Raw genomic sequence first — 26,653 nt, forward strand, 5'->3', positions numbered from 1 at the left:
GGAACGACGGGTTAAATTTCTTTAGTTATAAGTAAAAACAGCAAAAGAAATTTAACACCGCGTTAACGGGATTGATATAACCGGCAAGCCATCGTGGCAATGTTGCGTGCGGTTTTATGAACTGCGTCACGGAGAAGAGGCTAATTTCAGCCAGCGTGACGGGCAAACGGGTTATGAAAGAGATTACCGTATTACTTTTGTAAGTTTTATAATTAATCTGTTTCTGTCATATCGACTTGACATGGGGTTCAGGGGCGCATCTGTCGGGTTGCGGACGTTATGCTTTTATTGATAAAGAATGAAGACGAATAATTACACTTCAGGTCACGAAGGCCGCTGGCACAGAGAGTATGATTGAAAAAAAATATCAGCGCCTGACTCTTTTAACCCTCTCTTTCTGAGAAAATAATACGCGTTGTTATTTTATTCGTGCGCGTCCTGTTTTCAGCCTTCATTAATATTCGGGTTAATATTAACTCACGCCCATTATTTTTTCTTTATTAATAAAAACGTCATTCGTTACAGGGCAAATTATTATTTATTCAGCCGCTATTACTGCACTGACAAAAAGTTTTTATTAAATTCCGCAATCGGGAGCGCGCCTGAATAGAGAAAGCCCTGTCCGATACGCACGCCGCGCGCCAGCAGCCACTCGCGCTGCTCTTCCGTTTCAACGCCTTCGGCAATCACGTCCAGCTTAATGATTTCCGCGATAGCCACAATGATCCGCACCATGGTGTCATCGTCAGGCAGCACGCGCACAAAGCTGCGATCCATTTTCAGTTTGCTGATGGGCAGCGATTTAAACTGGCTGAGCCAGTTCAGATTGGCATAGCCCATGCCGAAATCGTCCAGCGCCACCGATACGCCTACCGCCTGCAACTCGCTGAGCAGCCGCCGCGCCAGTTCCGGCTCGCCAATCTGCGCGGTTTCGGTTATTTCCACGATCAGGCTGCCGGGGCGGATGCCGTGATGCTCAATCAGATTCTGCAAATGGGTGACCATACTCGGTTCGCGGAGCTGCACGGCAGAAAGATTGACGCTGAGCGGCAGTTCGATGCCCCGCGTTTGCCACTCCGCCAGTACCCGGCAGGACTCTTCAAACACCCAGCGGCCAAGCGCATCAATAATGCCCAACTCTTCCGCGTTGGCGATGAGATCTTCCGGCAGCGACCAGCTACCGTCCGGCTGCTTCATCCGCAGCAGCGCCTCGGCACCTGCCAGCCTGCCGCTATTCATATCCAGCTGCGGCTGTAGGAACAGGGCAAACTGGCCGTCGGCCAGCCCCTGCAAAATATCGTGCTCCTGAGTCAGACGCTTATGCGCACGCGCCATCATTGCCGGGTCAAAAAACAGGATCTGATTTTTGCCCTGCTGGCGGGCCGACATCATCGCCGACGAAGCACGGTTAAGGTACTCCGGGGCTGTCAGCGGGCCTTCCGCAAGCTGGCTCAGCCCCATGCTGACGTGTGGGCGCAGATACATTTGTTGCAGGGCAATGGGCTGCGTCAGCCGCTGTAAAAGCTGCCGTGCAAGCCGCATCGCGCGGAAAGGATTACTGGCCCGCTTCACCAGCAGCGCAAAATCACTGACCGAAAGCTGCCCGATCTGCACGTCGTCACTCAGACCGTTTTTCAGCCTCTCCAGCAGTACCAGCATCAGCGCATCACGCTGTTCGTCAGGCACCACGCCGCTGATCTCCTGTAGCGTTTCAATACGCAGAACCAGCACGGAAAAACCTTCGCGCGCGTTGCCGCCGAGATACTGCTCAAGCAGCGCCAGGAACAGCGTTTTGTTCGGCAGATCCGTCACCACGTAGCGCGTGCTCTGCCGGCTGGCCTGCTGCTGCACGGAAGCAGCCAGTTGCTGATTACGGTTGTAGCTGCGGATCAGCATGCCCAGCTCATCATCACGGTGGCGACGCGGCAGCGCCAGCTGATGAGGAAGGATCTCATGCGGTTCAAGGTGATGAAGCTCGTTGGCTATTCTGCGCAGCGGGCGAACCATCAGCTTATTTATGCACCAGCTAATGGCAACAGAGAGGATCAGCGCCAGCAGCAGGTAGGTGGTGACCATGGTCGACAGCGCGCTGAGGATAAACTGATAAACCCGCCACGAGTCCGCCTGGAGGATCAGCAGCGCCATCGGCTTGGGATTAGCCGGTTCCAGCGAATAGAGCGGCACGGTGATCTGCACCGGCAGTTTGAACACTTTCGCAATCAGTCGCGGCACCGGCCTGGAGGGTTCAAAATCGGTATGCAGTGCCTGAAGTCCGCCTGGCAGCACCACTTCGGCGCGACCCAGAATGCCGGCCGGTTTCAGTGAGTTAAGGATGCGTTCTGCCTGAGTGATATCCGCGCGCAATACCGCCTGCGAAAGCGGCTGGCGCACGGTATGCGCCACATTTTCCATTTGCTGGGCGTAGTCAATCCTGCGCTGCTGCACAAAATGGAAAAGCTGAATGACGATAAATACAGAAATGGTTACGGCCGCGACGCCCGACACCGTCGCCATCTGTTTTATCGTTAATGAACGACTCACCTGCAAGGCACTTCTCCAACATCCTGAATGCCGACCCGGGCGGGCGGCAAAAACTGCTGTGAGTATATCGCATGGCGGCAGCTTGTTAAGCTATCGTGCGCCGTTGTCTGTCGATTAAGCGTTTTCTGAGGTGTGAAAATGAGTAAAGTAAGCGCATCAGTAACGGAAGATGAGGCGAACATGCAACTGGGTGATAACGCGATAAACGATCTGAATCGGCTCGCAGCGTGGCTGGCGCCGGACGAACTGACCGGCGAAGCGGCCCTGCGGCCTGAACTGCTGATCCTCGCCGGCCATGCCGTTTTACCGGCTATTTTCGGTGCGTTGACGCTGGCGCAATCGGGCAATATTCCTGTTCTCTTTTCAGGCGGAACAGGCCATTCAACCCTGCTCTTGCAGCAGGCAATGCGCAACAACCGCCTCACGGCGCATCTGAACACGCAGGAACTGAGCGAAGCGCAGATGCTGGTAAAGATTGCGCTCGAGGTTTTTCATCTACCGGAAGAACAGCTTACCGTCGAAGTCAACTCGGCGAACTGTGGTGAAAACGCGGCGTTCAGCGCCGATCTGCTGATAAAAACGCACAGCGTACCTGCGCAGTGCCTGCTGGTGCAGGATCCGCTGATGCAAAGACGCACCGGTGAAACTTTCGCTTTCGCCTGGTCGCAGCGGAGCCTGAACACGCACTTTATTAACTGGCCGGTTTTCGTTCCGCGCCTTGTCAGCATTGCGGGGAAAACGGTCATTACGGGCGCACAGCTTCCCGGCATCTGGGAGCCGGGTCGCTATGTCTCGATGATACTGGGCGAGATGAAACGCCTGAATAACGATGAAAACGGCTACGGTCCGGCGGGCGCAGGGTTCATCGGCGCGGTGGCGATCCCGCCAGACGTTCGGGCGGCGTGGGAAAGGCTTCGCGCCGATGACGGGCTGAACACGCCGATCCGCTGAACGAACTATCTGTCTTTCATGGCCAGCCACGCCAGCAGATGCAGGCTGGAGGAGTAGTAGTCTTCGCTGCTATCCAACCGATCGCTGAGAAAATCGGTCTGACCGAGAGTGAGATCCCTGACCGCCAGCAGGCCGCCCGCCATATTGTAGGTGGCTTTACCGTTGTTGAGCACGTCCACCCACGCAGGCGTTTGCAGGCGTGAGAAGCCCATCCAGTAACGCTGGAACGGCACCAGTTGCAGGCTTTGGGCGTCATACCAGTAGACGTACAGCGGCACGCGAATCGCGTCGTAGCTGAAGCGCGACGGCCACGCGGTGGCGGGCGCAACGGTGCCGTCGGCGTTCAGCGCCACCCAGTCGGTCGGCAGGCCAGCGTCGCCGAAGCGCATTTTCGACAGCAGATCCATGCCGCTGTCGATCAGGTTATTCCATACCGCTAAATGGCTGCGGCTGGCAAAGTCGCGCCAGGCGGGGAACAGGAAATAGGAGGGATTCAGCACCACATAGCTGGTTTTATTAAACCCCTGTTCGCCCGGTAGCATCACCGTGTGGCCGCCGAAGGTGACCACATCACGATCGACAATCGCGCGCTGAATGCGATCCGACGCTTGCAGATAATCATTGTTTTGCCACTTTTCGCCTGCCTTGAGCAGTGCCCATGCGATTAAAACGTCGCCGTCCGACGCGTTATTTTTATCGGCAATCGGGTTAGCGGCAGCCGGATTATATTTCCAGTAAAACAGGCCGTTCTGCGGGTTGCTTAAGTGCTGCTGCGTCCAGCGCCACAGGCTGTCGAAGCCGCTACGATCGTTGTACCACACCGCCATCAGCATGGCGTAGCCCTGCCCTTCGGTATGGCTGACATTGTTATTGCCGGTGTCCTGAATGCGCCCGTCGGCGGTCATGAAGCGGCTTTTAAAACTGCTCCAGCCATCGGACGCGGTGGCCTGCGCGCAGCCCAGCATCATTACTAACATTATTACGCCGGCCCTGAGCCACATTACGTTAGTCCTCACCTCTGGTAGCGGAAATTAAGCGTTGTTTCATCGTCAGGATCTTCGCAGCGCAGCGGCACGTCCGTGCTGCCGCCCTGATCGGCCAGCCAGCGACTGTAAAGCCCGGTAAGCACCGCGCCCAGCGCCTGGCGCCACTGCCGCGCTTCGATCAGGCCGTCGCCGGGCGGTAGCGCCATGTGACAAATTACTATCGCGTTTTCATGCGGTTGCAGGTCAACAAAGCCCCAACCGAAGCGAGCGAGAACGTCGTTAATGCGTTGTTCGAGTTCGCCTACCGTTTGCGAGCCCGCAAGCGGATAGCGCGTGGCCAGATTGTCACCCATTTGCTGCAAAAACAGCTGACTTTCACTTTCATTCGCGTTCTGCAACATGCCCTGAATCATCGCGCTCAGCAGATCGAACCAGCCGGGCTGGTACTGCTGCTGGCGATAATAATTCAGCGTGCGTTCAGTCAGTTCACTCATGCTTATTTGTCTCCCAGCATATAACGGAACCAGAGTTGCGCGGTGCTTTCGTTATAGTCGCCGAAGGTATCGTAACCAAGCTGCCCGCCGATGGTAACGTCTTTATTGACCTTGTAATCCGCACCGGCATGAAGATTGTAGCCCAGGCCGTTTTTGCTACCGCCTTCATAGTATGCTTCGGTGGCATAACCGGCACTGGCATAATCCTCAAGCTGCGCCTGTTTGGTTGGATCGGTGGGGAAGTAAGCGCTGCGATCCTGCGAGTAGGACTGATAACCCACCGCACCGCCGACTTTCACCTTCAGATCGTCATAGTTTCTGCTCCAGTCCACCGGGAAGGAGACCGAAACAAAATCCTGCGGGCTGAAGTAGCCGCCCTGACCGTAGCTGTAATAGCTGAGGTTTTTCGAGAAATCCATCCAGCTCATGCTGATACCGGTTTTCAGCTCGCCATTATCATCATGGAAAGGACGCACGTAGGCACCCGCCGACCCCACCAGGCTCTGGTTGCTCTCAACGTTCTCGCCCAGATAGCTGTAAGCGCCGCCGCCAAAATAGAAACCTGCGTCGCCGTTGTCATAGCTCAACAGCGCGTTACCGCCGTTTTTGGTCACGCGGCCCCAGCGCTTGCCGCTCAGCTTGTCTTCCACTCCGACGTAGGAGAGCAGGCTGTCCGTGATCGCCCGGCGTTCGCCGGTCAGGATCAGCGTCAGGTAATCGCTGAGCTTCGGTGACCACTGAATGCCGCCGACCAGCGTGCTGAGATCCTGTCCCAGCGGCGTGGAGCCCAGGTCAATTTTGAAATTGTCATTGGTCAGCCCAAGGTTCACCTCAACGCCGGAAGCGTTCTGCGAACCCGGTGAATTCAGCTGCACGCTGCCTGGCGTCACGTTATTTTGCTGTGCGATACGCCCCTGCTCCAGCGCCTGAGTGCCCACGCGTGAGACGGCCGTGCCCGACGCGCTGCCCGCGCTCAGGGTGACCGGCATCAGCGTAAAATCAAAACGCGTATTGCCATAAGGCACCGTAGACCAGGTGAGCGGCGCTTTCGCTTCGGTGAGCTTGCTGAGGCCGGATTCGCCGTCGCGCCCGCGAACCTGCACGCCGCCCTGCGCCCAGGTGCCGGTGCGCGTCTGCAAATCATCCATCATGGTATCAATCTGATGCAGCGTGCGGCTCTCTGCGCTCTGCGGAGCCTGTTGAGAAGGCACGCTCGCCGTTTGGGTGTCCGCATCCGTTTGCGCCTGCTGCCACGGCATAACCGTGCCGTAGGTGGAGGGCGAACGGCGCTGTGAAGGCGTACTGCGGTTAATAAACGGATTGTCGGACAACGCCAGACCGCCGATGACCGGCGTGGAGCCGCTTTCCGATCCCTGAAGACCAATCATCTTGCCGCGCGCGGTACGCAGGTAAGCCAGCGCCTGCTGATGCTCACCGTCGGCTTCCGCCACGCGTGCCAGCAGTAGCAGCCGCTCCGGCGTTTGTTCACCGCGCAGTCCTGCCGCCAGCGTTTTCGCCTTCGGCAGGTCATTGCTGGCCAGCGCCACGTCAATGGCGCCGACGCGCGCGTCCTGAGAGGGCGTATCGCGGGTGATAAGGTAGTCATACACCACGCCCGCTTCTTTATTCATCTTGCCGGACTGATAAAGGCGCGCCATCGCAAACATCAGGTCGGTATTCTGTGGATCGTGCTGCAATGCGCCGATCAGCTTGTCCCAGGCAGCCGCGTACTGGCCCTGACTGCGCAGACGATCCGCCTCGTTAATCAGATAACCGTTCTGGATGCCGGCAAGTTGGGTCGGCGTACTGCGCGATTGCAGTTCCGGGTCATTGAGGAAACGCTGCGCTTCGTTGCTGAGTCCTGCCTGGTTCAGCACTGCCACCTGCGCGGCATAGTCGCCCGCGTTGCCCTGCACGCCGCGCTGCATATTACTGCGCACCACGGAAACCGCCGTGGTCAAATCGCCGGCCTCTGCCAGCCCTTTCGCCAGATTACCGGCGTCAGCCGGATTAGATGGCGGGTTGGTCGCCAGCGCCCGCAGGGTGTTGGCGGCGGCGGCGTTGGCGCCCTGCGCCAGGTACTGCTGCGCTACCGCCATTTGCAGGTTGAAGTTCACGCGGCGCGACAGCTCGCGCACCTCAGCATTTTGATTGCGCGCGGGAAGGCGCGACAGCAGCGTTTGCGCCTGCTGCCATGCGCCGCTTTCGCTGGCGAACAGCGCGCCGGCGTAGATTTCGTTGCTGCTGGCGTTGGCGCGAAAAACCGGCTGCATCACGCCCGCCGCCAGCGAAGTATTGCCCTGTTGCTGGTAGATGCGCGCCAGATCCAGCCGCAGCCAGCCGTCATTGGGGAAGCGCTGAAGTCCCTGCTGAAGCAGGCTGATTGCCTGCTGCGCATTTCCTGAGGCCAGCGCCTGCTTCGCCTGCCGACGCACGGGATCGCTGGTGACGGCGGGGCGGGGCGTGACGCTCTGCCGCACGCTGTCCGGCAGCGCAGCGAGCAGCGTATTGGCTTCCGCGCTGCGGTTCTGCTGGCGCAGCACGTAGAACAGCCCTTCTTTCGCCGCGCGGTTATCGGCATCGCTTTGCAGCACGGCGCGATAGGTTTGTTCGGCGGCCTGCGGCTGGTTGCTGCGGCGCTGCACGTCGGCACGGAACAGCTTCGCCGACACGCCTTTTTCGCCTTCCGCTGCGGTCAGCGGCTCGCTGAGGCTCAGCGCCTGCGCGATATCGCCGTTTTTCATCGCCTGCTGCGCGGCGGCAAGCTGCGCGTAGAAGCGCGCGTCCGCCGCCTGCTGTTGACGCTGCTGGCTGCTGTCGCCGCCCAGTTTCGCCGCCCGGTCGAGGTAGTCCGCCGCGGCGGCAAAATTGCCATTCCGCTGCGCGACGTAACCCATGCCTGCCAGCGCGTCGGCATCCTGCGGGTTGGCCTGCAATACGCGGTCGAACGCGGTTTTCGCGCCCGAGACGTCACCGCTGTTGAGGGCGGTAAAGCCCTGGCCCTTTTCAGCGCCGCCGACGGTTTTCCGGTAATAATCCGTTACCGCGCCGTCCTGGGGATGACGCTGCTGCCAGTGTTGATAGAGTGGCGCATCGTCCGGCTGCGCCGCCAGCCACAGCAGCGCCTGACGCTGTGCGCGATCCGCATCGGCATTACCGTCCGCCATGCTTTCAAGCAGTTGAAGCCCTTCGCGACGCGTCGGCTCCTGATAGGTCAACGCCTTACCCAGCGCGAGCTTTGCGCCGATATACTGTGGATGCGCGGCGGCGAACTGCCGCAGGTTATCCACCGCCTGCGGCAACAGCGCGCGGTCCCCGGCCATCGTCAGATAGTACTCTGCGGCAACGCTGGCGGGCGGCTCGCTGCCGCTGAAGGTGTTACGCCAGGTTTGCAATGATGCGGCGATATTGCCGCTGCGCGCCTGCTGGCGGGCCAGAGAAAGCTGGGCGGTAGGAATGGTTTGCAGCTGTCGGGCGTTATCCAGCTCGCCCAGGCGCGGGTCCTGCGGCGAAACCTGAGTCAGGCGGGCGCGATAAGAAGCCGCGGTGGCATTATCGCCGCCCTGCTGCGCCCACAGCGCCATCAGATAGAGTGCCTGCGTATTGCGGCCATCCACCATCAGCACTTTATTCAGCGCATCGCGCGCCAGATCGTCATGCGCCTTCTGATGCCAGTAATTGGCCTGATCGAACAGCGCCTGAAGGGCCGGATTAGTGCTGTCCGCCGCCATCGCCGGTGAGGCCAGCGCGCAGGCAGTCAGAGCAAGTCCCGTGCGGCAGAGTGCGCTCAGCATCTTCATTTTCATCATGGCTTTCACTTCTTCCTGCCAGCGTTTTTAGGATCGTGCTGTGGATTCAGCCGTCTCCAGGCGTGGCGCTTCAGCAGCACGCTGGTGCTCAGACCGACAATGAGCGCAAACAACAGCGCCAGGAACGCCAGCCCGACCGCGTGCTGGTTGGCGTACCATATCACCATCATGTACCACGGCATCTGGCCGCTCGGGAACTGCGCGCCGACGCGGAAGCTGCGAACGCCGTTTTCATCCGTCACGATCGCCGTGTCGCCGCGAATGCCTGCGTTGATGCGCTGTAACATCATATCGCTGTGCAGGCGCGCCAGCTGTTCGTCATCGGTGGCGACGGTCATCACCACCAGCCGCCCGCTGTTCCACGGCGAGCGATAACTGATAAAGCCGCGCCAGTCTTCGTTTGAAGAGAAGTAACGGTCGGCATCCACCGACTGACGATACCAGTCGCCGATCAGCCAGCCGCGCAGTTTCTCCCGCAGATCCGGCTCCCTTACGCCAAGCGAATGCGCGGTGACGTTATAGGGCGAGTTTTGCAGCATCACCTGATTGAACGCCGTTTGCGTCAGGGTGGAGACGGCCAGCACGTCGCTCTTTTGCAAACGCTGCCGCAAATTACCGCCCGCCGGGATGCCGAACATCACGCTGTTATGGTTGAGCGCCACGCCGGTGGCGTTGCCGGAGCGGCCCGCCATATCCAGCAGCGTGCTGATTTCGACGTCGCTGGGGGTTGAGGGCAGCATCAGCACGGTCTGCGAGTAATCGGCATAGCGGCTGAAAGGGAACGACGCGCCGACGAAATAGGAGAGATTCGGCAGCAGCGTAAAGTGTCGCGTATGGCTTAAATCGATCGACGAGTCATCTTCTATGCGGCTCTTGATATTATTATTCGTCAGCACGCCGCACGGCGCGTTCGCTTTGGGTTTGATATTGAAATAGAGCTGGAGCTGGTTGTCGCCATAGATCAGATAAGGGTCGAGCTTCAGCGTATAGTTTTCAAGCCGGGCGTCGCCGCCCAGTCGATGCCAGATGTTCTCCAGCAGCCCCACTTTATTTACCGTCAGGTTACGCAGGAAGGTGCCGTTCAGACTGACGTTAAGGAAGGATTTGTCTTCGTCGATCCAGTTTTCTGTCGGAAAGCGATAGTCAACCTGCACCGGCAGCGTGTCGCCGTCCCAGAGAAAGAGATCCGGCGCGGCGCGAAAATTCACCCGCAGCGCATCGTGGAAAATGCCGGTGGCGGTCAGGCTCTGATCCTTACGCAGTAGCTCGCTGAGGCGAACCGGGCGATCGGTGTTAATCCAGCGCGGTGCGTCATAAGGCTTGCGCAGCGGCACGCTCTGCGCGGCAACCGTCAGCGAGGGCTCGTCCAGGCTGAGCGGCTGCGTCAGACGCACGGCAGCCTGGCGCAGTTCGTCGTCGTTTTTGCCGATCACCAGCATCAGCTTGTAAACCGGGTTAACCGGATTGTCGATCAGTTGCAGCGTCGGCCCGCTGACCTGCGGTATGACGACCCCGCCAATCCGCTCACCCGGTTGTGCAAAGACGATACCGTTTTTCTCCGGCATCTCGTCGCGCAGCACCGGGAAACGGATGCCGCGATAGTCGGTCTGCATGCCGAGCCAGGAAGAGAGGAGCGCCGCTGCGCTGACTTCGCCAGGCGTGACCGTGGCGCCAAAGATCATCGGCACGCTGGAGGCGGTCATCCGTAAAGGATCGATAAACGGCCGCGGGAAATTGCGCAACGTGTTGCCAATATTGAGCTGCTGGCCTTCCAGCATCAGCGTCGATTTCGGCAGAACCGTGACCTGATACTGGCTGGCGCTGTCGCGTTCGCACAGCAGCTGGTCGGCATCATTGATCTTGAAGCTGAGATTGTTTCTGGAGACCACCATTGCGGCCGGGATATCAAGCTGGTAATCCTCACTGGGGCTGTCTGAGGCGTTGAGCGGCAGCGTGCCAAGCGGCTGGCCATTCAGCATCAGTTGCAGCGAGGTGTTACGCGCAGCCAGCGCCGGCGACACCCGCAGCGACAGATTAAGGCGCGCGTTGGTGATCACTTCGTCGGCTGGCAACGTAAAAACGATCCCCGACTGCAATTGACCGCCGGTTAGCGTAACGCCGCCGGTCTGCCCCATTTGCTCAACGGAGAGGGTGCTGGAAAGCGGCTGATTAACGGCTTCGGGTGTCTCCTGTGTTTCCGGTGTCTCCTGCATCGGCGGCAGCACGGGCAGCGGCGCCGCTGCGTTTGGCTCGGTCGGCGCGGTGTCCGGCTGCGGCTCGCTTTGCTGCTGCGCGTCCGTCGGCTGAGCTTGCGTCGGCTGCGGCGCGCTTTGCGTTTGCGGCTCGCCCGGTTGCTGCGCGCCGTTCGGCTGTTGGGCGTCGTTGGGCTGCTGCGCGTCATCCGGCCGTGCTTCCGTCGGCTGCGGCTCGCTCTGCTGCTGGGGTTCGGCCGGCGCTGTTGCAACCGGCGCGGCACTCGGGCTTTCGGCTGCGGCCTGCGGCGGCTGCACAGCATTGTCTACGCCCGCAGGCGGCGGGATCTGCGACAGCGCGCTGCTGTCGCGGGTGACGCTGTCGTCAGGCGCGGCCCATACGCTGTTCAGCGTTAAGGCGCAGAGCGCGGGTAAAATCAGACGCTTCATACCACGCTATCCTCTTCAACCTTCGTCGCCGGGTGATGTTTTTTTGCACGACGATCTTTCCATGTCAGCCAGAACAGCTCAAACACGGTACGGATAATGGTCAACAGCGAGCGCAGCGGCCTGTCTTTCGGCCCTTGCGGTTTGATCCACGCATCGGCGCGGGAGAGCACCACGCGCACCAGTTCGCGACGGCGCGACAGCGGGATCTCATCAAACTTCAGGCGAACCACGCCGTTTTCGGCACCAATGATGCTCACCGGAATGGAAATGGCGCCGGTCTGCAACATCAGATCGATGGCTTCAATGGCATCCTCTTCATGACGTGAATCCGGCGCGGCAATCTGCGCGCCGCCCATCGATAAATTCACCGTAGTGGAACGCGACGAAATACCGCTGGCGTAGTGCAGCACCACCGGGATCTTAACCTCGATACGGATGGTTTTACGCGTCTGTTTGGTTTCGCGCGCCACCGCAATGGCCGCCATCAGGATCACCAGACTGAACAGCGCCCAGCCGACGTTCAGCGCAATAACGTAAGGATCAACGCCAAAGTAGTCATGGGCCACGGCGCGCACCACGCCGCTGACCACGCCGATGAGCAGCAGCATGGCGCAGATCACGTGCGGGCGCACAATATTGAAGTCAAAGAAGCCAACGTCGAGCAGGCCGCCTTTATCGGTTACGTTAAACTTGCCGTGCTTTGGCGAAATCATGGTCAACAGCGTAGGAATAACCAGGTGGAACGCCATTACCGTTTCATAAATTTCACCCCAGAAGGTGGCGCGGAAACGGCCGTTCATACGCGAGTTAACGTAAAGCGACATCACCAGGTGCGGCAACACGTAGGCAAAAATCAGGTTGGCGGAGGAGTGAATGATGTTCAGATTGAACAGCAAATAGGCCAGCGGTGCGGTAAGGAATATCACCCGCGGAATACCGAACTGGAAGTGCAGCATGGCATTGAGATAACACAGGCGCTGCTGCCACTTCAGCCCACGGCCAAACAGCGGATTATCGACGCGGAAAATCTGCGTCATGCCGCGCGCCCAGCGGGTACGCTGGATCACGTGCAGGCCGAGACGTTCGGTCGCCAGGCCCGCCGCCAGCGGCAGCGACAGGAAGGCGGATTTCCAGCCGCGACGCTGCATTTTCAACGCGGTATGCGCATCTTCGGTCACGGTTTCCGTGGCAAAGCCGCCAATCTCTTCCAGCGCTGAGCGACGGATCACCGCGCACGAGCCGCAGAAAAAGGTCGCGTTCCAGTTGTCATTGCCCTGTTGAACAGGCCCGTAAAACAGCGCGCCTTCGTTCGGTATTTCACGCGCGGCCTTCAGGTTGCGCTCAAAGGGATCGGGCGAGTAGAAGTAGTGCGGCGTTTGCAGCAGGGCCAGCATTGGGTCTTTCAAAAAAGGCGCAACGGTCGCCTGGAGAAATGCGCGCGTGGCCACGTGATCGCAGTCGAAAACGGTGATCAGCTCGCCTTTGGTGATGCGCATGGCATGATTAAGGTTGCCCGCCTTGGCATGACGGTTGTCGTCACGGGTGATATAGCCGACGCCCGCATCGGCGGCGAAAACGGCGAACTCGCTGCGTTTGCCATCGTCCAGCAGATAAATTTTCAGCTTATCGCGCGGGTAATCGATGCACTGCGCGGCGAGCACGGTGTCGCGTACCACATCGAGGCTTTCGTTATAGCTGGGGACATAAATGTCCACGGTGGGCCACAGGCTGACGTCATCCGGCATCGGCTCAATGGTTCTCTTAAGCGGCCATGATGTTTGCAGGTAGCCCAGAATCAGGATAACCCAGACGTAAAGCTCGGCAATAAATAAGCCGACGCCAAGGATTGCTTCAATTTCGGAATTAAATGCCAGTGTTTCCGTCGCACGCCAGTATATATATCGCGTAGACATTAAGGCGGAAAGAAACACCATCACCATAGACGTTTTGCGGCTTTTATTAAAACCGAGAACAAACAATATAGCGATGCTGATCAGCCCGAAAATATATTGTTTCTGGCTGTCCATCGGGACAATCACAATCACGGCGGCAACCGGGAATAATATCAGCAACAGCAGGTAGTACAGGACTTTGTTCATAAGTCATCCTGAAAGCAAAACAGTCATTCTTACCGTGACGCAGGCGGCCACGGCGCAGCGGGCATCTCTGTCGTCAATGTCACTAGCGCGATCTGATCGGGGCGTGCATCTCGCCGCCGCCAACCTTGATATCAAGCAGGGCGGCAACGCGCTTACTGACCAGTTCGATATCAAATGCAGCGGCAGACACCGGACTGAAATCGTAGATGGCCTGCTGCGAGGCATTGGCTTCCGCCACGCTCTCATCACGATTAATCACGCCCAGCAGTTTGTCTCCCAGTCGCTGCTCCATAAAGGCTGTGACGTCACGGCTGATATGGCGGCGGCTGTCGCTCTGGTTAATAACAAAATAGTGACCGGTACGCTGATTCAGTGCGCCGCCAATCAGTCTGTCATTTTCAATCTGCGGCAGCAGCGAGAGAGAAGCGGTATCCGCCAGCATCACCACAAGATGTAAATCGGCAAGATCGCGCATTGCCTTTAGGGCCGGGCCGGGGCCGGGCGGAAAATCTGCGACAATCACCAGTCCCGGATAGTTAAGAACGGTGTGCAGGCCTCGCGCCAGAAAGTTAGGATCTTTCGTCAGATTATCTTCAAATACAACACGTTGCTCTTCAGTCACCTCGCCATACGGCATCACAAAAATGTTGCCGCCGGTCGTGAGGATTGACTGACTCCAGTCCGGCGATTCCGCAGATTTTGCGACAAAACCGCGCCCGTCAGAGAGCGGAACGCCGAAATGCAGGCGCAGCGCGTTCTGCACGTCGAAGTCGATTGCCAGCACCTTGCTGCCGCTGCGCGCCAGCGTACAGGCCAGATTAGCCGCAAGGGTGGTTTTACCCACGCCACCCTTGGGCGAACAAACGCAAACTAACGGCATGAGGCAATGCTCTCCAACAAAGGTTGCAGCAACGTCTCTTTCGATAACGTGCTCAATGAGGCGTCGGACGTTGGGCTGAATAGCTGTTTAAAACGCGGCGGCTCAGCAGGTTCCACCGGCCGGACAGCATGCTGTACCGGGGCCTGCTGCGGCGCGATTTGCGCGGGCGGTATCGGCGCGACTGACTCTGCGGGCGCGGCCGTTTCAGGTGCGGCGGGCTTAAGCGAAGCAGAGATGCTGCTCATCAGCGAATCGGCGCTCTGGGCAGCCGGTTTGGCGGCAACGAAGGTGGCAACGCTCTGCTGCTGCGCGGGCGCGGCATAATGCCGCAGCACAGGTCGGGAGGCGGCGTGCGGCTCAACGGGCGCACGGCCTTGCGCGGACGTCTGCAAGACAGCAAAAACATCAGCCGCAATGGGCTGAGGCGCAGGCACGTCCAGTCGCTGACCGTTGCCCAGCCCCTGATCCAGACCCTCATTTTTTAACTGCTTAATGATAGCCCAGTTGGTGCTGTCAGCGTCCCTGGTCTGATCGGACATGTCCTTGAATTCGATATGGTTTGTCTGCGTTTTTTCTTTAAAACGCTGTAGATCATCATAACTTTTCATTGGAAGCGATCGCGGAAGCAGGAGATTTGGCGGCAATATAACATACAATTATTTTTTTCATCAGATGATTCTTATCATGATAATTTAACTGTTTGCGGGCGGAAATTATTTTATTTGGCGTAATCGATTAATCAACAATGTGATTATTCACGGGTGAAGTAATGAAATCAGACAAGAATAGCAATAACGGCGCGCATCTCATTCACAGCGCAAACTAATTAAATCGTTCTGTGTTTTATATTACTTTAGCGACAATTATCAAATTATCTACTGTAACGCCTGCTTTTTTGACAAAAGTCTTCACTGTTCAGGCCGCTGGCAAAAAAAAGAGCGGGCCGATGGCCCGCTCCTCAATGAGGTTGCGCAGGCGATCATTTGCCGACCGGCACGCCCTCTTCCTGATCAACCGCGAAGCAGGCGATCTGCTGATCGCCATACTGCTTCAGCTTAGGCTGAAGCTGCGTGCACGGGCCAAAACGGCGACGGCAGCGTGCGTTAAACGCACAGCCCGCCGGTGGACTCAGCGGGCTTGGCAGCTCACCGGTCAGCTTAATGCGCTCGCGGCGCTCGTCCGGGTTGAGACGCGGCGTGGCCGACAACAGCGCCTGGGTGTAGGGATGGCGCGGATTGGCAAAAATCGCCTCTTTACTGCCGCGCTCCACGCAACGGCCCAGATACATCACCATCACTTCGTCCGCAATATGCTCTACCACCGACAGATCGTGCGAGATAAAGACGTAGGAGAGCCCCAGGTCCTGTTGCAGATCCATCATCAGGTTCAGCACCTGCGCGCGTACCGACACGTCCAGCGCGGAAACCGGTTCGTCGGCGATCAGCACGTCCGGATCGAGCATCAGCCCACGCGCGATAGCGATACGCTGGCGCTGCCCGCCGGAAAACATATGCGGATAGCGGTCGTAATGTTCAGTTTTCAGGCCCACTTTCGCCATCATCGCCAGCACCTTCTCACGGCGCGCGACCTTATTGAGGTCGGTGTTGATCAACAGCGGCTCTTCAAGGATCTGGCTGACTTTCTTGCGCGGATTCAGCGAACCATACGGGTTCTGGAAGACGATCTGAATCTTCTGGCGACGCAGCTTTTGCGCGTGCGGATCGTGCTTGAGCAGATCCTGCCCCTGATAGAAAAGCTGCCCTTCGGTCGGCGTTTCGATCATCGTCAGCAGCCGACCGAGGGTTGATTTACCGCAGCCGGATTCGCCGACCACCGCCAGCGTTTTGCCGCGCTCAAGGTTAAACGAAACGCCGTCCAGCGCCTTGACCAGACGCTCCTGGCCAAACAGGCCCTTCTTCACCGGATAGTGCTTTTTCAGATCGATCGCCTGCATCAGCAGCGTCGAATTATCATGTTCAGGCTTCATAAGTTGGTCTCCCGGCGTCATCCAGCGGATAGTGGCATTTGGACTGACGCCCCGGAATATCGCGTAGCGCCGGCTCTTCAGCCTTGCAGCGGTCGGTGGCCCAGGGGCAGCGCGGATTGAGCAGACAGCCGTTCGGGCGATCATATTTACCCGGCACGACGCCCGGCAGCGATGCCAGACGCGCCTTGTCGGCAGCAAACTCAGGCAGCGCGCGCAGCAGCGCCTGCGTATAGGGATGACGCGGCGCTTTAAAAATATCGACCGCTCTGCCGGTTTCCACCACCTGCCCGGCGTACATCACAATGATGTGCTGCGCCGCCTCGGCGACCAGCGCCAGGTCGTGGGTAATCAGGATCAGCGCCATGTTCTCCTGACGCTGAAGATCGAGCAGCAGCTCAATGATCTGCGCCTGAATGGTCACATCCAGCGCGGTGGTCGGTTCATCCGCGATCAGCAGCTTCGGACGGCAGGCGATAGCCATCGCGATCATCACGCGCTGACTCATGCCGCCGGAGAGCTGATGTGGATAGACGTCCAGCCTTGATGCCGGATCGGGAATGCCCACCTGCGTCAGCAGATCGACAGCGCGCTGGCGGCGGGTGCGCTTGTTGCCGCCCTGATGCACCTTGATCGCTTCCATAATCTGATAGCCCACGGTGTAGCACGGGTTCAGACTGGTCATCGGATCCTGGAAAATCATCGCCACTTCAGAACCTACCAGCTGGCGACGCTCTTTTTCGGAGATGCGCTTCAGGTCGCGCTGGTTGAACTCCAGCTTATCGGCCATCACTTTGCCGGGGAAATCGATCAGCCCCATAATCGCCAGCGAACTGACCGATTTACCGGAGCCGGATTCGCCCACGATTCCCACTACCTGGCCCTGTTCGACCTGATAGCTGATGCGGTCTACTGCACGGAACGGTGCCTTCTCGTCGCCGAAATGCACCGATAGTTTATCTACATTCAGTAATGCCATCGGGTGCCTCTTACTGCTTGAGTTTCGGATCGAGCGCGTCGCGTAAGCCGTCGCCCATCAGGTTAAACGCCAGAACGGTCAGCAGGATAGCGAGACCGGGAAAGGTCACCACCCACCAGGCGCTCTGCGCATACTGCAACACATCGGAGAGCATGGTGCCCCACTCCGGCGTTGGCGGCTGCGCGCCCATTCCCAGAAAACCCAGCGCGGCCATATCCAGGATGGCGTTGGAGAAACCCAGCGAAGCCTGCACGATCAGCGGCGCAAGGCAGTTAGGCAGAATATTGATGAACATCTGGCGCATCGCGCCCGCGCCCGCCACGTTTGACGCGGTAACGTAGTCGCGATTGACCTCAACCAGCACCGCCGCGCGCGTCAGACGAATATAGTGCGGCAGCGCCACAAAGGTCAGCGCAATCGAGGCGTTGATGATGGACGGGCCGAAAATCGCCACCAGCACCAGCGCCAGCAGCAGGCTCGGCAGAGCCAGCATGATATCAACCAGCCGCATAATGATGGCATCGGTCACGCCGCCGACGTAACCGGCGATGAGGCCAAATATCACGCCGAGGATCAGCGACAGTACCACCACCAGACAGCCGACCAGCAGCGACAGGCGTGCGCCATACATCAGGCGTGTCAGCACGTCGCGACCCACGTCGTCGGTGCCAAGAATATACTGCCAGCTTCCGCCATCCTGCCAGACCGGCGGATGCAGCAGCGCATCGCGGAACTGCTCAGACGGCGCATGCGGCGCGACGAGGTTGGCGAAAATGGCCACCAGAAAAACAATCACCACGTACACCAGGCCCGCGACGGCGCCTTTGTTACGCTTGAAGTAGTGCCAGAACTCCTGAACAGGCGTCATGGGCTTGGGTGCAGCCGGAACGCTGCCCGGATCGATAACGGTCATTCTGGCCCCCTTATTTCTTGTGACGAATGCGCGGGTTAACCACGCCGTAAAGCACATCAACCAGCAGGTTGACCAGAATGATCAGCGTTGCCACCATCAATACGCCACCCTGCACCACCGGATAGTCACGACGCTGAAGCGCATCGATCAGCCAGCGGCCAAGGCCTGGCCAGGAGAAGATCGTTTCGGTCAGAATGGCGCCCGCCAGCAGCGTGCCCACTTGCAGACCGATAACGGTTACCACCGGCAGCATTGCGTTGCGCAGGGCGTGGACGACAATCACCCGCATGCGCGTCAGGCCTTTGGCGCGCGCGGTGCGGATGTAGTCTTCGCCCAGCACTTCCAGCATCGCCGAGCGCGTCATGCGCACGATAACCGCCAGGGGAATGGTGCCCAGCACGATGGCAGGCAGGATCATGTGCATGACGGCGTCTTTAAAGTCGCCCGGTTCGCCCCAGAACAGGGTATCAATCAGCATAAAACCGGTGAGCGGCTGCGAATCGTCCAGAAAGACGGTATCGCCAACGCGCCCGGCAACCGGCGTCAGATTAAGCTGCACGGAAACCAGCATGATCAGCATCATGCCCCACCAGAAAATCGGCATCGAGTAACCGGTCAGGGAGATACCAACGGCAGTGTGATCGAAAATTGAGCCGCGTTTGACCGCAGCCAGCACGCCAACAGGAATACCGACGGCAACGGCGAAAATCATCGCGCAGAAGCCCAGTTCAAGGGTGGCCTTGAAGCGCGGCACAAACTCTTCCCACACGGGAAGGCGGCTTTTCAGTGAGATGCCTAAATCGCCATGGAGCACGCCATAGACGTAGGAGACATATTGCTGCCACAGCGGCTTATCCAGACCCATCTGGGCCATAAGCTGCGCGTGACGTTCGGGGGACATTCCGCGCTCGCCTGCCATAATCAACACCGGATCGCCGGGGATCATATGCACAAACGCGAAGGTTAACAGGGTGATACCAATAAACGTTGGGATGACAAGCCCCAAACGTCGGAATATGAACTGCAACATAATCCGCTTCTCTGTAAGTTCCCGCAGGATCGTTGCCTGCGAGATTATAATTGCTCACATCTTGCGCGGGGTGAACCCCGTCGCGACGCTGATAACAGCGCCTTTACCATTTTTGCTTCCGAGCGATAACACGGGAATGGGCCGGAAACCTCCGGCCCGACAGGGATTGCGAAACGGGCCGGCGAACCGGCCACACGCATTATTCCTGAATATCAACGTTCTCGAAGTGATGTTTACCTAATGGATCAACCACGTAGCCAGAAACCTTTTTGCTCACCGGCTCGTAAACCGTTGAGTGCGCGATAATCAGCGCAGGCGCCTGGTCATGCATCACGACCTGAGCCTGTTTGTAGTACTCGATACGTTTGTTGTGATCGGCTTCAGCACGGGCTGGCTGAATCTGATCTTCAAACGGCTTGTAGCACCAGCGAGAGTAGTTAGAACCGTCTTTCGCCGCCGCACAGCTGAACAGGGTGGCGAAGAAGTTGTCCGGGTCCCCATTGTCGCCGGTCCAGCCCATCATCACGCTCTGATGCTCACCCGCTTTGGCGCGTTTCAGGTATTCGCCCCACTCATAGGTGACGATTTTGGCTTTCACGCCGATTTTCGCCCAGTCAGACTGGATCAGCTCGGCCATACGACGCGCGTTCGGGTTGTACGGGCGCTGTACCGGCATTGCCCACAGGTCGATGGAGAAACCGTCCGGCATGCCCGCTTCTTTCAGCAGCTCTTTGGCCTTCGCCGGATCGTACGCGTAGTCCTGCACCGCGTCGTTGTAGCTCCACATGGTCGGCGGGATCAGGTTCTTCGCTTCCTGACCGGCGCCTTTGTAAACGGCATCAATAATGGCTTTCTTGTTCACCGCAGTAATCAGCGCCTGACGCACCTTCTGGTTATCCAGCGGTTTCTTCTCGGTGTTGAACGACAGGTAACCGACGTTCAGGCCCGGCATCTGCATCAGGTTGATGTTTTTGTCTTCCTTCATGCGGGCGATGTCGGCCGGGTTCGGGTACGGCATCACGTGACATTCGCCTTTCTGAAGCTTGGCGTAGCGCACGGAAGCGTCAGGCGTGATGGAGAAGACCAGGCGATCGATTTTTGGCTTGGTGCCCCAGAACTGATCGAACGCTTTATACAGAATGCGTGAATCTTTCTGGTATTGCAGCAGCTGGAACGGACCGGTGCCGACCGGGTTCAGGTCAATTTTTTCCGGCGTTCCGGCTTTCAGCATGTTATCGGCATATTCCGCAGACATAATTGAGGCGAAATCCATGCCCAGGTCAGCAAGGAACGGCGCCTCAGGACGCGTCAGCACGAAGCGAACGGTATTGTCGTCCACCTTCTCGATTTTGCTGATGAGCTTAGGCATGTCCATGCCTTCGAAGTATTCATAGCTGCCGCCAGAGACGCCATGGAACTTGTTGTTCTTGTCTAACTGGCGCTCAAAAGAGAACACCACGTCGTCGGCGTTGAAATCACGGCTCGGTTTGAAATCTTTGGTGGTTTGCCACTTCACGCCTTTACGCAGGTGGAAGGTGTACGCTTTGCCGTCTTCGCTGACTTCCCATTTCTCGGCCAGACCAGGCTGAAGCTCGGTCGTACCGATTTTGAACTCAACCAGACGGTTGTAGATCGGAACTGAGCTGGCGTCATAGGTGGTGCCGGAAGTAAAGAGCTGCGGGTTGAAACCTTCAGGAGAGCCTTCTGAACAATACACCAGGGTTTTTGCCTGGACGCCAGCGGCTACGGTGAGAGCGATAAGGCTCAGACCAACCTTCAGCGCCCCTGTCTTAGCCAGGGAAATTCTCATGCTTCTGCTCCAAATGTGATGTGGTGTTGTGTGTACTTATTCGCCCGCCGTGATTTTTTTTTGTGCGGCGTGCGCGACGCTTTTCGCCTCGGTGATGTGCTGCGGATTTGCGTAGCCTGACGGCATAAAACCATCGGATAAATCCGCATCCCTTTTTCACTGAGGCATCAATTTGTCAACAGTTGCGAAGAACGTCAATACAACTGTCAGGTATTTACATAGAGTGTGAGTAACAGCAAGCAAATATAAAAAAAACCTTTTCGTTACAAATGCAGTCTTATACACCCGTCAATCCACCAATAAGCAGGCAAAAAGAGTGCTGTCATGGCGAAATACAGGGATTTACTTCATAAAAAAAGAATTAACTCTGTCCGTTAATCGGCTTCTTTGTGAACGATACACTTTGCTTATGGCTGACAAGGTAGCTAAATATGCTGCCTTTCTGGCATAGGATGTGCGCCCGGCGGCAATAATTGTCATAAGCGAAATGTGGAGCGAATTAAGCGTTTTTCAGCCGCTACGGGCAGCGCGCCCCACCCGGTGGTGAGGCGCTTTTAACAGAAAGGGAGAGGGGTTACAGCGTGGTGTGCTGCGGCGCTTTATCCGGATCGGCACACCAGTTATTTTTTTCATTGATGCCGCCATCCGGCGAGGTGTAACCCAGGCAGCCAAGAAGGGTATCGAACAACTCGACGTGGCGATGTGTTTTACCTACGCGCTGTTGCGCCTGAAGGCGTTCAAAGGCGCTGAGGTTGTTGGGATCGGCCAGGTATTTATCTGACGCCCAGACGATCATCGGCACGCGGAACTGTTCCGGCGGCGCCATCTGGCGCGGCGTGCCGTGAAAGTGCATGTTATCGCTGATCGATTCACCGTGATCGGCCGCGTAGAAAACAATGGCTTTTTTATCGCGCAGCTTATCAAACACGTTATCCAGCACCGTATCGGTATACAGCACCGAGTTATCAAAAGCGTTAATCAACATATCTTTACTGCACTCGCTGTCGACGCCCATGCACTCCGGCTGATAGCGGGCAAATTCACGCGGGTAGCGCTGTGAATAGAGATAGTGAGAACCTTTGGTGTGCAGCACCACCAGATGCTTGCCGTTGGGATGGCGATCGAGCGATTTTTGCAGTTCCGGCAGCAGCAGCATGTCATCTACCGATTTACCCTGGTTCTGTTTTTCAGATCCTATCTGCTCACGGAAGGCGAAATTGTCGGCGTCAGTGTTGTTGTAAAACCATACTTCACTCTGCATCGCAAAGAGTTCCGAACTGAAGCCAAGCTCTTTCATTACCGCAAATACGTTCTGCTCTTTCAGCGCGCGGCCAGGGCCGTCATCGGTGCCGCCTTCGCGCACGAACATGCAGCGCAGCGACAGCTTGGTTGAGGTATCGCAGGATTCGCCGCGAAAGGCGACCAGATTCTTCTCTTTAGAGAGTTTTGGCGTGGTGTCGCGCGCGTAGCCCAACAGCCCCATATGATCCCAGCGGGTGGTTTCGCCAATGACAAAAACGACATAGGTATCGTCCAATCCTGCCGGCGCGTTATAGGTGAATTTTTTTGCCGGATCGAGCAGCGCTTTGCTGTCCATCTCTTCATCGTAGCTGGTATAGGCGAACAGCCCCAGCGCCGTCAGCCAGTTAGACGGCAAATAAGAGTGGGCGACCACCCCGCCGTAGCTGGGCAGATCGATATTGGTGACTTTTTCGTTACGATTCTGCTGCTTATCAAAATAGCGAATCGGTAGCCAGACCAGCGCTACCGCCAGCAACAGCGTCAACATCGGACGCAGGCGCTGCCCCGGCGTTTTTATCTGCTGGATCAGCGTCATGTGCAGCGCGTTGCGCCAGATCAGCAGCAGCGGCAGCAGGCTCACCGCAACCATCCATACAATAAAATGGACGCCGATCACCTCTTTCGACAGATCGGTGTCGGTAGTCATTACCGAGGCGACGATGCCGTAACCAATCACCACGTTGAAGAAGCTCATATAGTAGCTGGCCGCAACGGAGATCAGCACCAGCGCCGTGGCCATAATACGCCAGAACAGCCGTCCACCAAGAGACAGCAGCCGCATCAGAAAAAACGTCAGCAGCACGATTGCCACGACTTCAGCCAGCGCCGACAGCCACTGTGTCGCCTTGAAATGGCTCAAAAAAGGGTCAAAACGACGGTAAAATACCGAAAGATTGAGGAAGATACCGATATAAACGGCCAGCAAAAGCGAAATCTTCTGCTGGGTAAGTGATTTGATATAATTCATTAACACAGTTTCCCGGCGCAACTAAACAATTCTTAAACGCTAATCAGACCGTGCCGCTGCGCCAGAGTTCGAATATCGCTGCGATTATTCTCTGCAATGCGGCGTGGCTTCAGGTTGTCAGGTAAAAAAAGAACGCGCACTTTACCCTGCAATGCCGTTTCAGGCGACGAAAAAATGCGCAAAAGGCGGGAAAAACGATTTGAGGCGGCGCTGACCGCCCCGAAGAGGGATCAGTTGATGATAGTTAACGTCACGTCGATGTTGTCACGCGTGGCGTTAGAGTAAGGACAGACAATGTGCGCCGTATCAACCAGTTTTTTCGCTTCAGCCGCATCCATCCCTTCCAGATGAATGTTCAGTTTTACTTCAATCGCAAAACCGGTGGCAATCGCGCCGATGCCCACTTCGCCTTCGACATACGCCTCTTTTGGCATAGCGATTTTATCGCGGCCCGCCACAAATTTCATTGCACCGAGAAAGCAGGCTGAGTAGCCAGCGGCAAAAAGCTGCTCAGGGTTGGTGACGTCGCCGCCTGCGCCGCCCATCTCTTTCGGCACGCCGAGCTTCACATCCAGCACGCCGTCAGAAGACGTTGCGCGACCATCACGGCCGCCGGTGGCTTTTGCTTTGGCACGGTAGACAACTTTTTCGATAGACATAATAAGACTCCGGTTTGTTGAGATTTTAAGTAATGAACAAATTAATCGTGCACGATATATAAAGCGTTTTATGGGTACAGATGCGCTTCATAGCGGCATCTTTTACTTATTCAGATTATCGCGGAAAGTTTCCAACTGAGATTTCAACGATTGCAGCATCTCGCTATCGCAGTCGGAGGCACAAAACACCGACTGCGGAATCCCCACCGCTTTGCTCTTCAGCGCGCGCCCTTCTTCCGTCAGCGTGACCATTACCTGACGTTCGTCTTTACGCGAGCGCTGGCGGTTGAGTAGCCCTGCGGCCTCAAGCCTCTTCAGCAGCGGGGTCAGGGTGGCGGAATCCAGAAACAGCCGCTCGCCGATATCAGAAACCGTCACGTCATCGCGTTCCCACAGCACCAGCATCACCAGATATTGCGGATAGGTGATATCAAGCTCCGTCAGCAACTGACGATAAAGCTTGTGCAGCGCCAGATTCGCAGAGTAAAGCGCAAAACAAAGCTGCTGATCGAGTAACAGTGGCGACGGTTTCACTTTTTTGTCATCTTGATGTGTGCTCATGCGACAAAATATAAATAGTGCACTATATAATTGCAAGCGAATTTTAATTATTCGGGGAGAAGGGGATGACGTCACTGGAAGAAAAAGCGCGGCGCTATGCGACAAAAGCGCATGCTGCCCTGGATCAGCGTCGAAAGTACACGAATGAGCCGTATATCGTTCATCCGGCTGCGGTAGTGGAACTGGTGCGTAGCGTAACCGACAGCGAAATTATGCTGGCCGCCGCATGGCTTCACGATACGGTCGAGGATACCGATACCACCCTGGGCGATGTCGAGAGCCACTTCGGCAGCGAGGTTGCCGCGCTGGTCGGTATGCTGACCAATACGCATCCGCCGGAAGCCAGAAATCGCGCGGCGCGCAAGGTGGCGCATTTTCAACATACGGCGCAGGCTTCTGCCGATGCGCAAACCATTAAGCTTGCGGATATTATCGACAACACCTGCTCGATTATTGAATACGATGCGCGTTTTGCCCGCGTGTATCTGGTGGAAAAACGCGTGCAGATTGCGCTTTTGCCGCACGGTAACCGCGATCTGTGGCAGCGGGCTTCTGCGATTATTGAGCAAGGCATTGCGCAGTTGATGCAGGCGCCTTATCACATTCCGCCGACGTGGTTTCAAAAACAGCAGCAAAAATACGCCAGCGCAGGGTAAAACCCGGCACTTATTGGTAAATTCTGTTATGCGCCCTTCCTATAATCGCAGTCAGATAATATGAGGGGCACTATGCAATCGGATTTACTGTTTATTCGCTACCGGGCACTGACGTTTTTGGCCTGTGCGGTTTTTCTTTGTGTGTTACTGGGGCTGGTCTTTATTGACGTAAGCTGGATCAACGACGGGGTTCACGAAACGTCTCTCACCGAGATCGCCCAGGAGTTGATGCTGCTGACGATCGCGCTGCTGTGCTTTGTGCGCGCTTACCGCAAGGTCAGCCTGAGGCCCGCTTTGACGCTGATCGGCGGTTTCTATAGCTGTATGCTGATCCGCGAGCTGGATTTTGTTTTTGACGCGCTCTCACACGGTAGCTGGGTGTGGTTTGCGCTGATCGTCACGGCAATTTGCGTGGTGATTGCCGCGCTGAATCCGCAGCGTACCGTGGCAGGGCTGGCTGCCGTTTTGCGTCATCCGTCGTGGGGCATGATGAGCGCGGGGCTGCTGACGGTGCTGATTTTTTCTCGCCTGTTCGGTATGCAGGATCTCTGGCGTCATCTGATGCCGGACGGCTACAGCCATACGGTCAAAAACATGGTGGAAGAAGGCATTGAGCTGCTGGGTTATGGCCTGTGTTTCTTCGCCACCCTGCAATACTTTTTTGGCGCTGAGCGGCTAAAACTTGCTGAATAGCGTGGTGTCGCAGACAGTAAAACGGGCTCAATCGAGCCCGTTTTTATTGAAGCGGTTAAGCATCCAGATACGACTTCACAAACGCGATAATCTCCTGATCTTTCCCCTGCTCAAACAGGCATTGCTGAAAACGTGGGCCACCGATGGCAGTTTTCACCAGTTCAGGATCTATCGCCCGCAGCGAATCAAGGTAGTTCTCTTTCACTACCGCTTTTTTCACCTCGCTGAGCAGGCCCGCGTTGCGTACCTGTGGCTCACGGCGCTCCGGCGGGTAGCCTTCGCCACGACGACCGGTAAACGCCTTTTCAAAGATATAACGCAGATTCAGCTCCGCGCCCCAGCCAAAGCCTTTGGCAAACGGCAGCGCCAGCGCATTGCCATTATTGATCTGGCTGAACAGAAACGCATCCGCCGGATCGATACAGTAACCGCACGCCACGCCGGGATGGATGTTCAACGACATCAGCGCGCCCTGCCCGGTGCCGCAACCGGTTATCACAAAGTCGACCGCACGTGCGTTTAACAGAATACTGGCCATGATGCCCAGATGAATATAGGTCAGATGGTGATCCTGTTCATCACTCATGCCGACGTTAAACACGCTGTCACCGTTATCAGTCGCCACCGCCTTAAGCTGCGCCAGCACTATGGCATTTTTCGCCGCCTGGCTGTTTTCCATCATTAAAGCAATATTCAT

20 protein-coding genes are annotated in these 26,653 nt (G+C 57.1%); 3 read left to right on the top strand and 17 right to left on the bottom strand.

The features are described from left to right. Positions 1-552: 552 nt before the first annotated feature. Positions 553-2,547 carry a biofilm formation regulator HmsP gene (gene hmsP / locus FA91_RS17740; protein ID WP_034917915.1) on the bottom strand — a complete coding sequence of 665 codons (1,995 nt, stop codon included), beginning with the start codon at positions 2,545-2,547 and terminating at the stop codon, positions 553-555. Between the two features lie 132 nt (positions 2,548-2,679). On the opposite strand from hmsP, the gene FA91_RS17745 reads away from it, so the two are divergent. Further along, entirely contained in the window at positions 2,680-3,492 is an 813-nt protein-coding gene (locus FA91_RS17745; RefSeq protein WP_231566782.1) for an ElyC/SanA/YdcF family protein, read from the top strand. Between the two features lie 5 nt (positions 3,493-3,497). Here FA91_RS17745 and FA91_RS17750 read toward each other — a convergent pair whose 3' ends face one another. The 15 genes from FA91_RS17750 to FA91_RS17820 all read right to left on the bottom strand — a co-directional run bounded on the left by FA91_RS17750 (position 3,498) and on the right by FA91_RS17820 (position 24,607). Continuing rightward, positions 3,498-4,469: a glycosyl hydrolase family 8 gene (locus FA91_RS17750; protein ID WP_231566783.1), complete on the bottom strand. Its 972-nt coding sequence runs from the start codon at positions 4,467-4,469 to the stop codon at positions 3,498-3,500. 35 nt (positions 4,470-4,504) lie between these two features. After that, positions 4,505-4,972: a cellulose biosynthesis protein BcsD gene (bcsD, locus tag FA91_RS17755; RefSeq protein WP_034917918.1), complete on the bottom strand. Its 468-nt coding sequence runs from the start codon at positions 4,970-4,972 to the stop codon at positions 4,505-4,507. 2 nt (positions 4,973-4,974) lie between these two features. Then, positions 4,975-8,778 carry a cellulose biosynthesis protein BcsC gene (locus FA91_RS17760; RefSeq protein WP_034919506.1) on the bottom strand — a complete coding sequence of 1,268 codons (3,804 nt, stop codon included), beginning with the start codon at positions 8,776-8,778 and terminating at the stop codon, positions 4,975-4,977. Positions 8,779-8,786: 8 nt separating this feature from the next. Next, on the bottom strand, positions 8,787-11,423 hold the full coding sequence (gene bcsB, locus FA91_RS17765; protein ID WP_034917919.1) for a cellulose biosynthesis cyclic di-GMP-binding regulatory protein BcsB: 2,637 nt from the start codon (positions 11,421-11,423) through the stop codon (positions 8,787-8,789). Next, positions 11,420-13,522 (bottom strand): UDP-forming cellulose synthase catalytic subunit, encoded by a 2,103-nt coding sequence (gene bcsA / locus FA91_RS17770; RefSeq protein ID WP_051937282.1) that lies wholly within the window; start codon positions 13,520-13,522, stop codon positions 11,420-11,422. Before bcsA ends, bcsB begins: the two co-directional genes overlap by 4 nt. Positions 13,523-13,604: 82 nt before the next feature. Next, positions 13,605-14,402, bottom strand: coding sequence for a cellulose biosynthesis protein BcsQ (gene bcsQ, locus FA91_RS17775; protein ID WP_034917921.1), 798 nt, complete (start codon positions 14,400-14,402; stop codon positions 13,605-13,607). Beyond that, on the bottom strand, positions 14,393-15,010 hold the full coding sequence (gene bcsO / locus FA91_RS17780; RefSeq protein ID WP_034917923.1) for a cellulose biosynthesis protein BcsO: 618 nt from the start codon (positions 15,008-15,010) through the stop codon (positions 14,393-14,395). Before bcsO ends, bcsQ begins: the two co-directional genes overlap by 10 nt. A 371-nt stretch (positions 15,011-15,381) precedes the next feature. After that, positions 15,382-16,389 carry a dipeptide ABC transporter ATP-binding subunit DppF gene (dppF, locus tag FA91_RS17785; protein WP_034917926.1) on the bottom strand — a complete coding sequence of 336 codons (1,008 nt, stop codon included), beginning with the start codon at positions 16,387-16,389 and terminating at the stop codon, positions 15,382-15,384. Further along, entirely contained in the window at positions 16,379-17,365 is a 987-nt protein-coding gene (dppD, locus tag FA91_RS17790) for a dipeptide ABC transporter ATP-binding protein (protein ID WP_034917928.1), read from the bottom strand. Before dppD ends, dppF begins: the two co-directional genes overlap by 11 nt. A gap of 10 nt (positions 17,366-17,375) precedes the next feature. After that, entirely contained in the window at positions 17,376-18,278 is a 903-nt protein-coding gene (gene dppC / locus FA91_RS17795; protein WP_034917930.1) for a dipeptide ABC transporter permease DppC, read from the bottom strand. 10 nt (positions 18,279-18,288) lie between these two features. Beyond that, complete coding sequence (dppB, locus tag FA91_RS17800; protein ID WP_034917933.1) at positions 18,289-19,308, bottom strand: dipeptide ABC transporter permease DppB; 1,020 nt, start codon at positions 19,306-19,308, stop codon at positions 18,289-18,291. 199 nt (positions 19,309-19,507) lie between these two features. Further along, on the bottom strand, positions 19,508-21,118 hold the full coding sequence (gene dppA, locus FA91_RS17805) for a dipeptide ABC transporter periplasmic-binding protein DppA (protein WP_034917936.1): 1,611 nt from the start codon (positions 21,116-21,118) through the stop codon (positions 19,508-19,510). A 574-nt stretch (positions 21,119-21,692) separates the two neighbouring features. Then, positions 21,693-23,387, bottom strand: coding sequence for a kdo(2)-lipid A phosphoethanolamine 7''-transferase (gene eptB / locus FA91_RS17810; protein WP_034917937.1), 1,695 nt, complete (start codon positions 23,385-23,387; stop codon positions 21,693-21,695). Between the two features lie 230 nt (positions 23,388-23,617). Then, the gene (locus FA91_RS17815; RefSeq protein ID WP_034917939.1) at positions 23,618-24,046 is read right to left on the bottom strand and encodes an organic hydroperoxide resistance protein; all 429 of its coding nucleotides are present in this window, start codon (positions 24,044-24,046) and stop codon (positions 23,618-23,620) included. Between the two features lie 102 nt (positions 24,047-24,148). Beyond that, positions 24,149-24,607: a MarR family transcriptional regulator gene (locus FA91_RS17820; protein ID WP_034917941.1), complete on the bottom strand. Its 459-nt coding sequence runs from the start codon at positions 24,605-24,607 to the stop codon at positions 24,149-24,151. A gap of 65 nt (positions 24,608-24,672) precedes the next feature. Between FA91_RS17820 and FA91_RS17825 the strand changes: the two genes are divergently transcribed. Together FA91_RS17825 and FA91_RS17830 are read left to right on the top strand one after the other, a co-directional pair. Beyond that, positions 24,673-25,263: an HD domain-containing protein gene (locus tag FA91_RS17825; protein WP_034917944.1), complete on the top strand. Its 591-nt coding sequence runs from the start codon at positions 24,673-24,675 to the stop codon at positions 25,261-25,263. A 72-nt stretch (positions 25,264-25,335) separates the two neighbouring features. After that, on the top strand, positions 25,336-25,956 hold the full coding sequence (locus FA91_RS17830; RefSeq protein WP_034917946.1) for a hypothetical protein: 621 nt from the start codon (positions 25,336-25,338) through the stop codon (positions 25,954-25,956). A gap of 55 nt (positions 25,957-26,011) precedes the next feature. Here FA91_RS17830 and FA91_RS17835 read toward each other — a convergent pair whose 3' ends face one another. After that, the gene (locus FA91_RS17835; protein WP_034917948.1) at positions 26,012-26,653 is read right to left on the bottom strand and encodes an RpiB/LacA/LacB family sugar-phosphate isomerase; all 642 of its coding nucleotides are present in this window, start codon (positions 26,651-26,653) and stop codon (positions 26,012-26,014) included.

The organism is Erwinia sp. 9145 (genome assembly GCF_000745075.1).
GTDB classification, from domain to species: domain Bacteria; phylum Pseudomonadota; class Gammaproteobacteria; order Enterobacterales; family Enterobacteriaceae; genus Erwinia; species Erwinia oleae.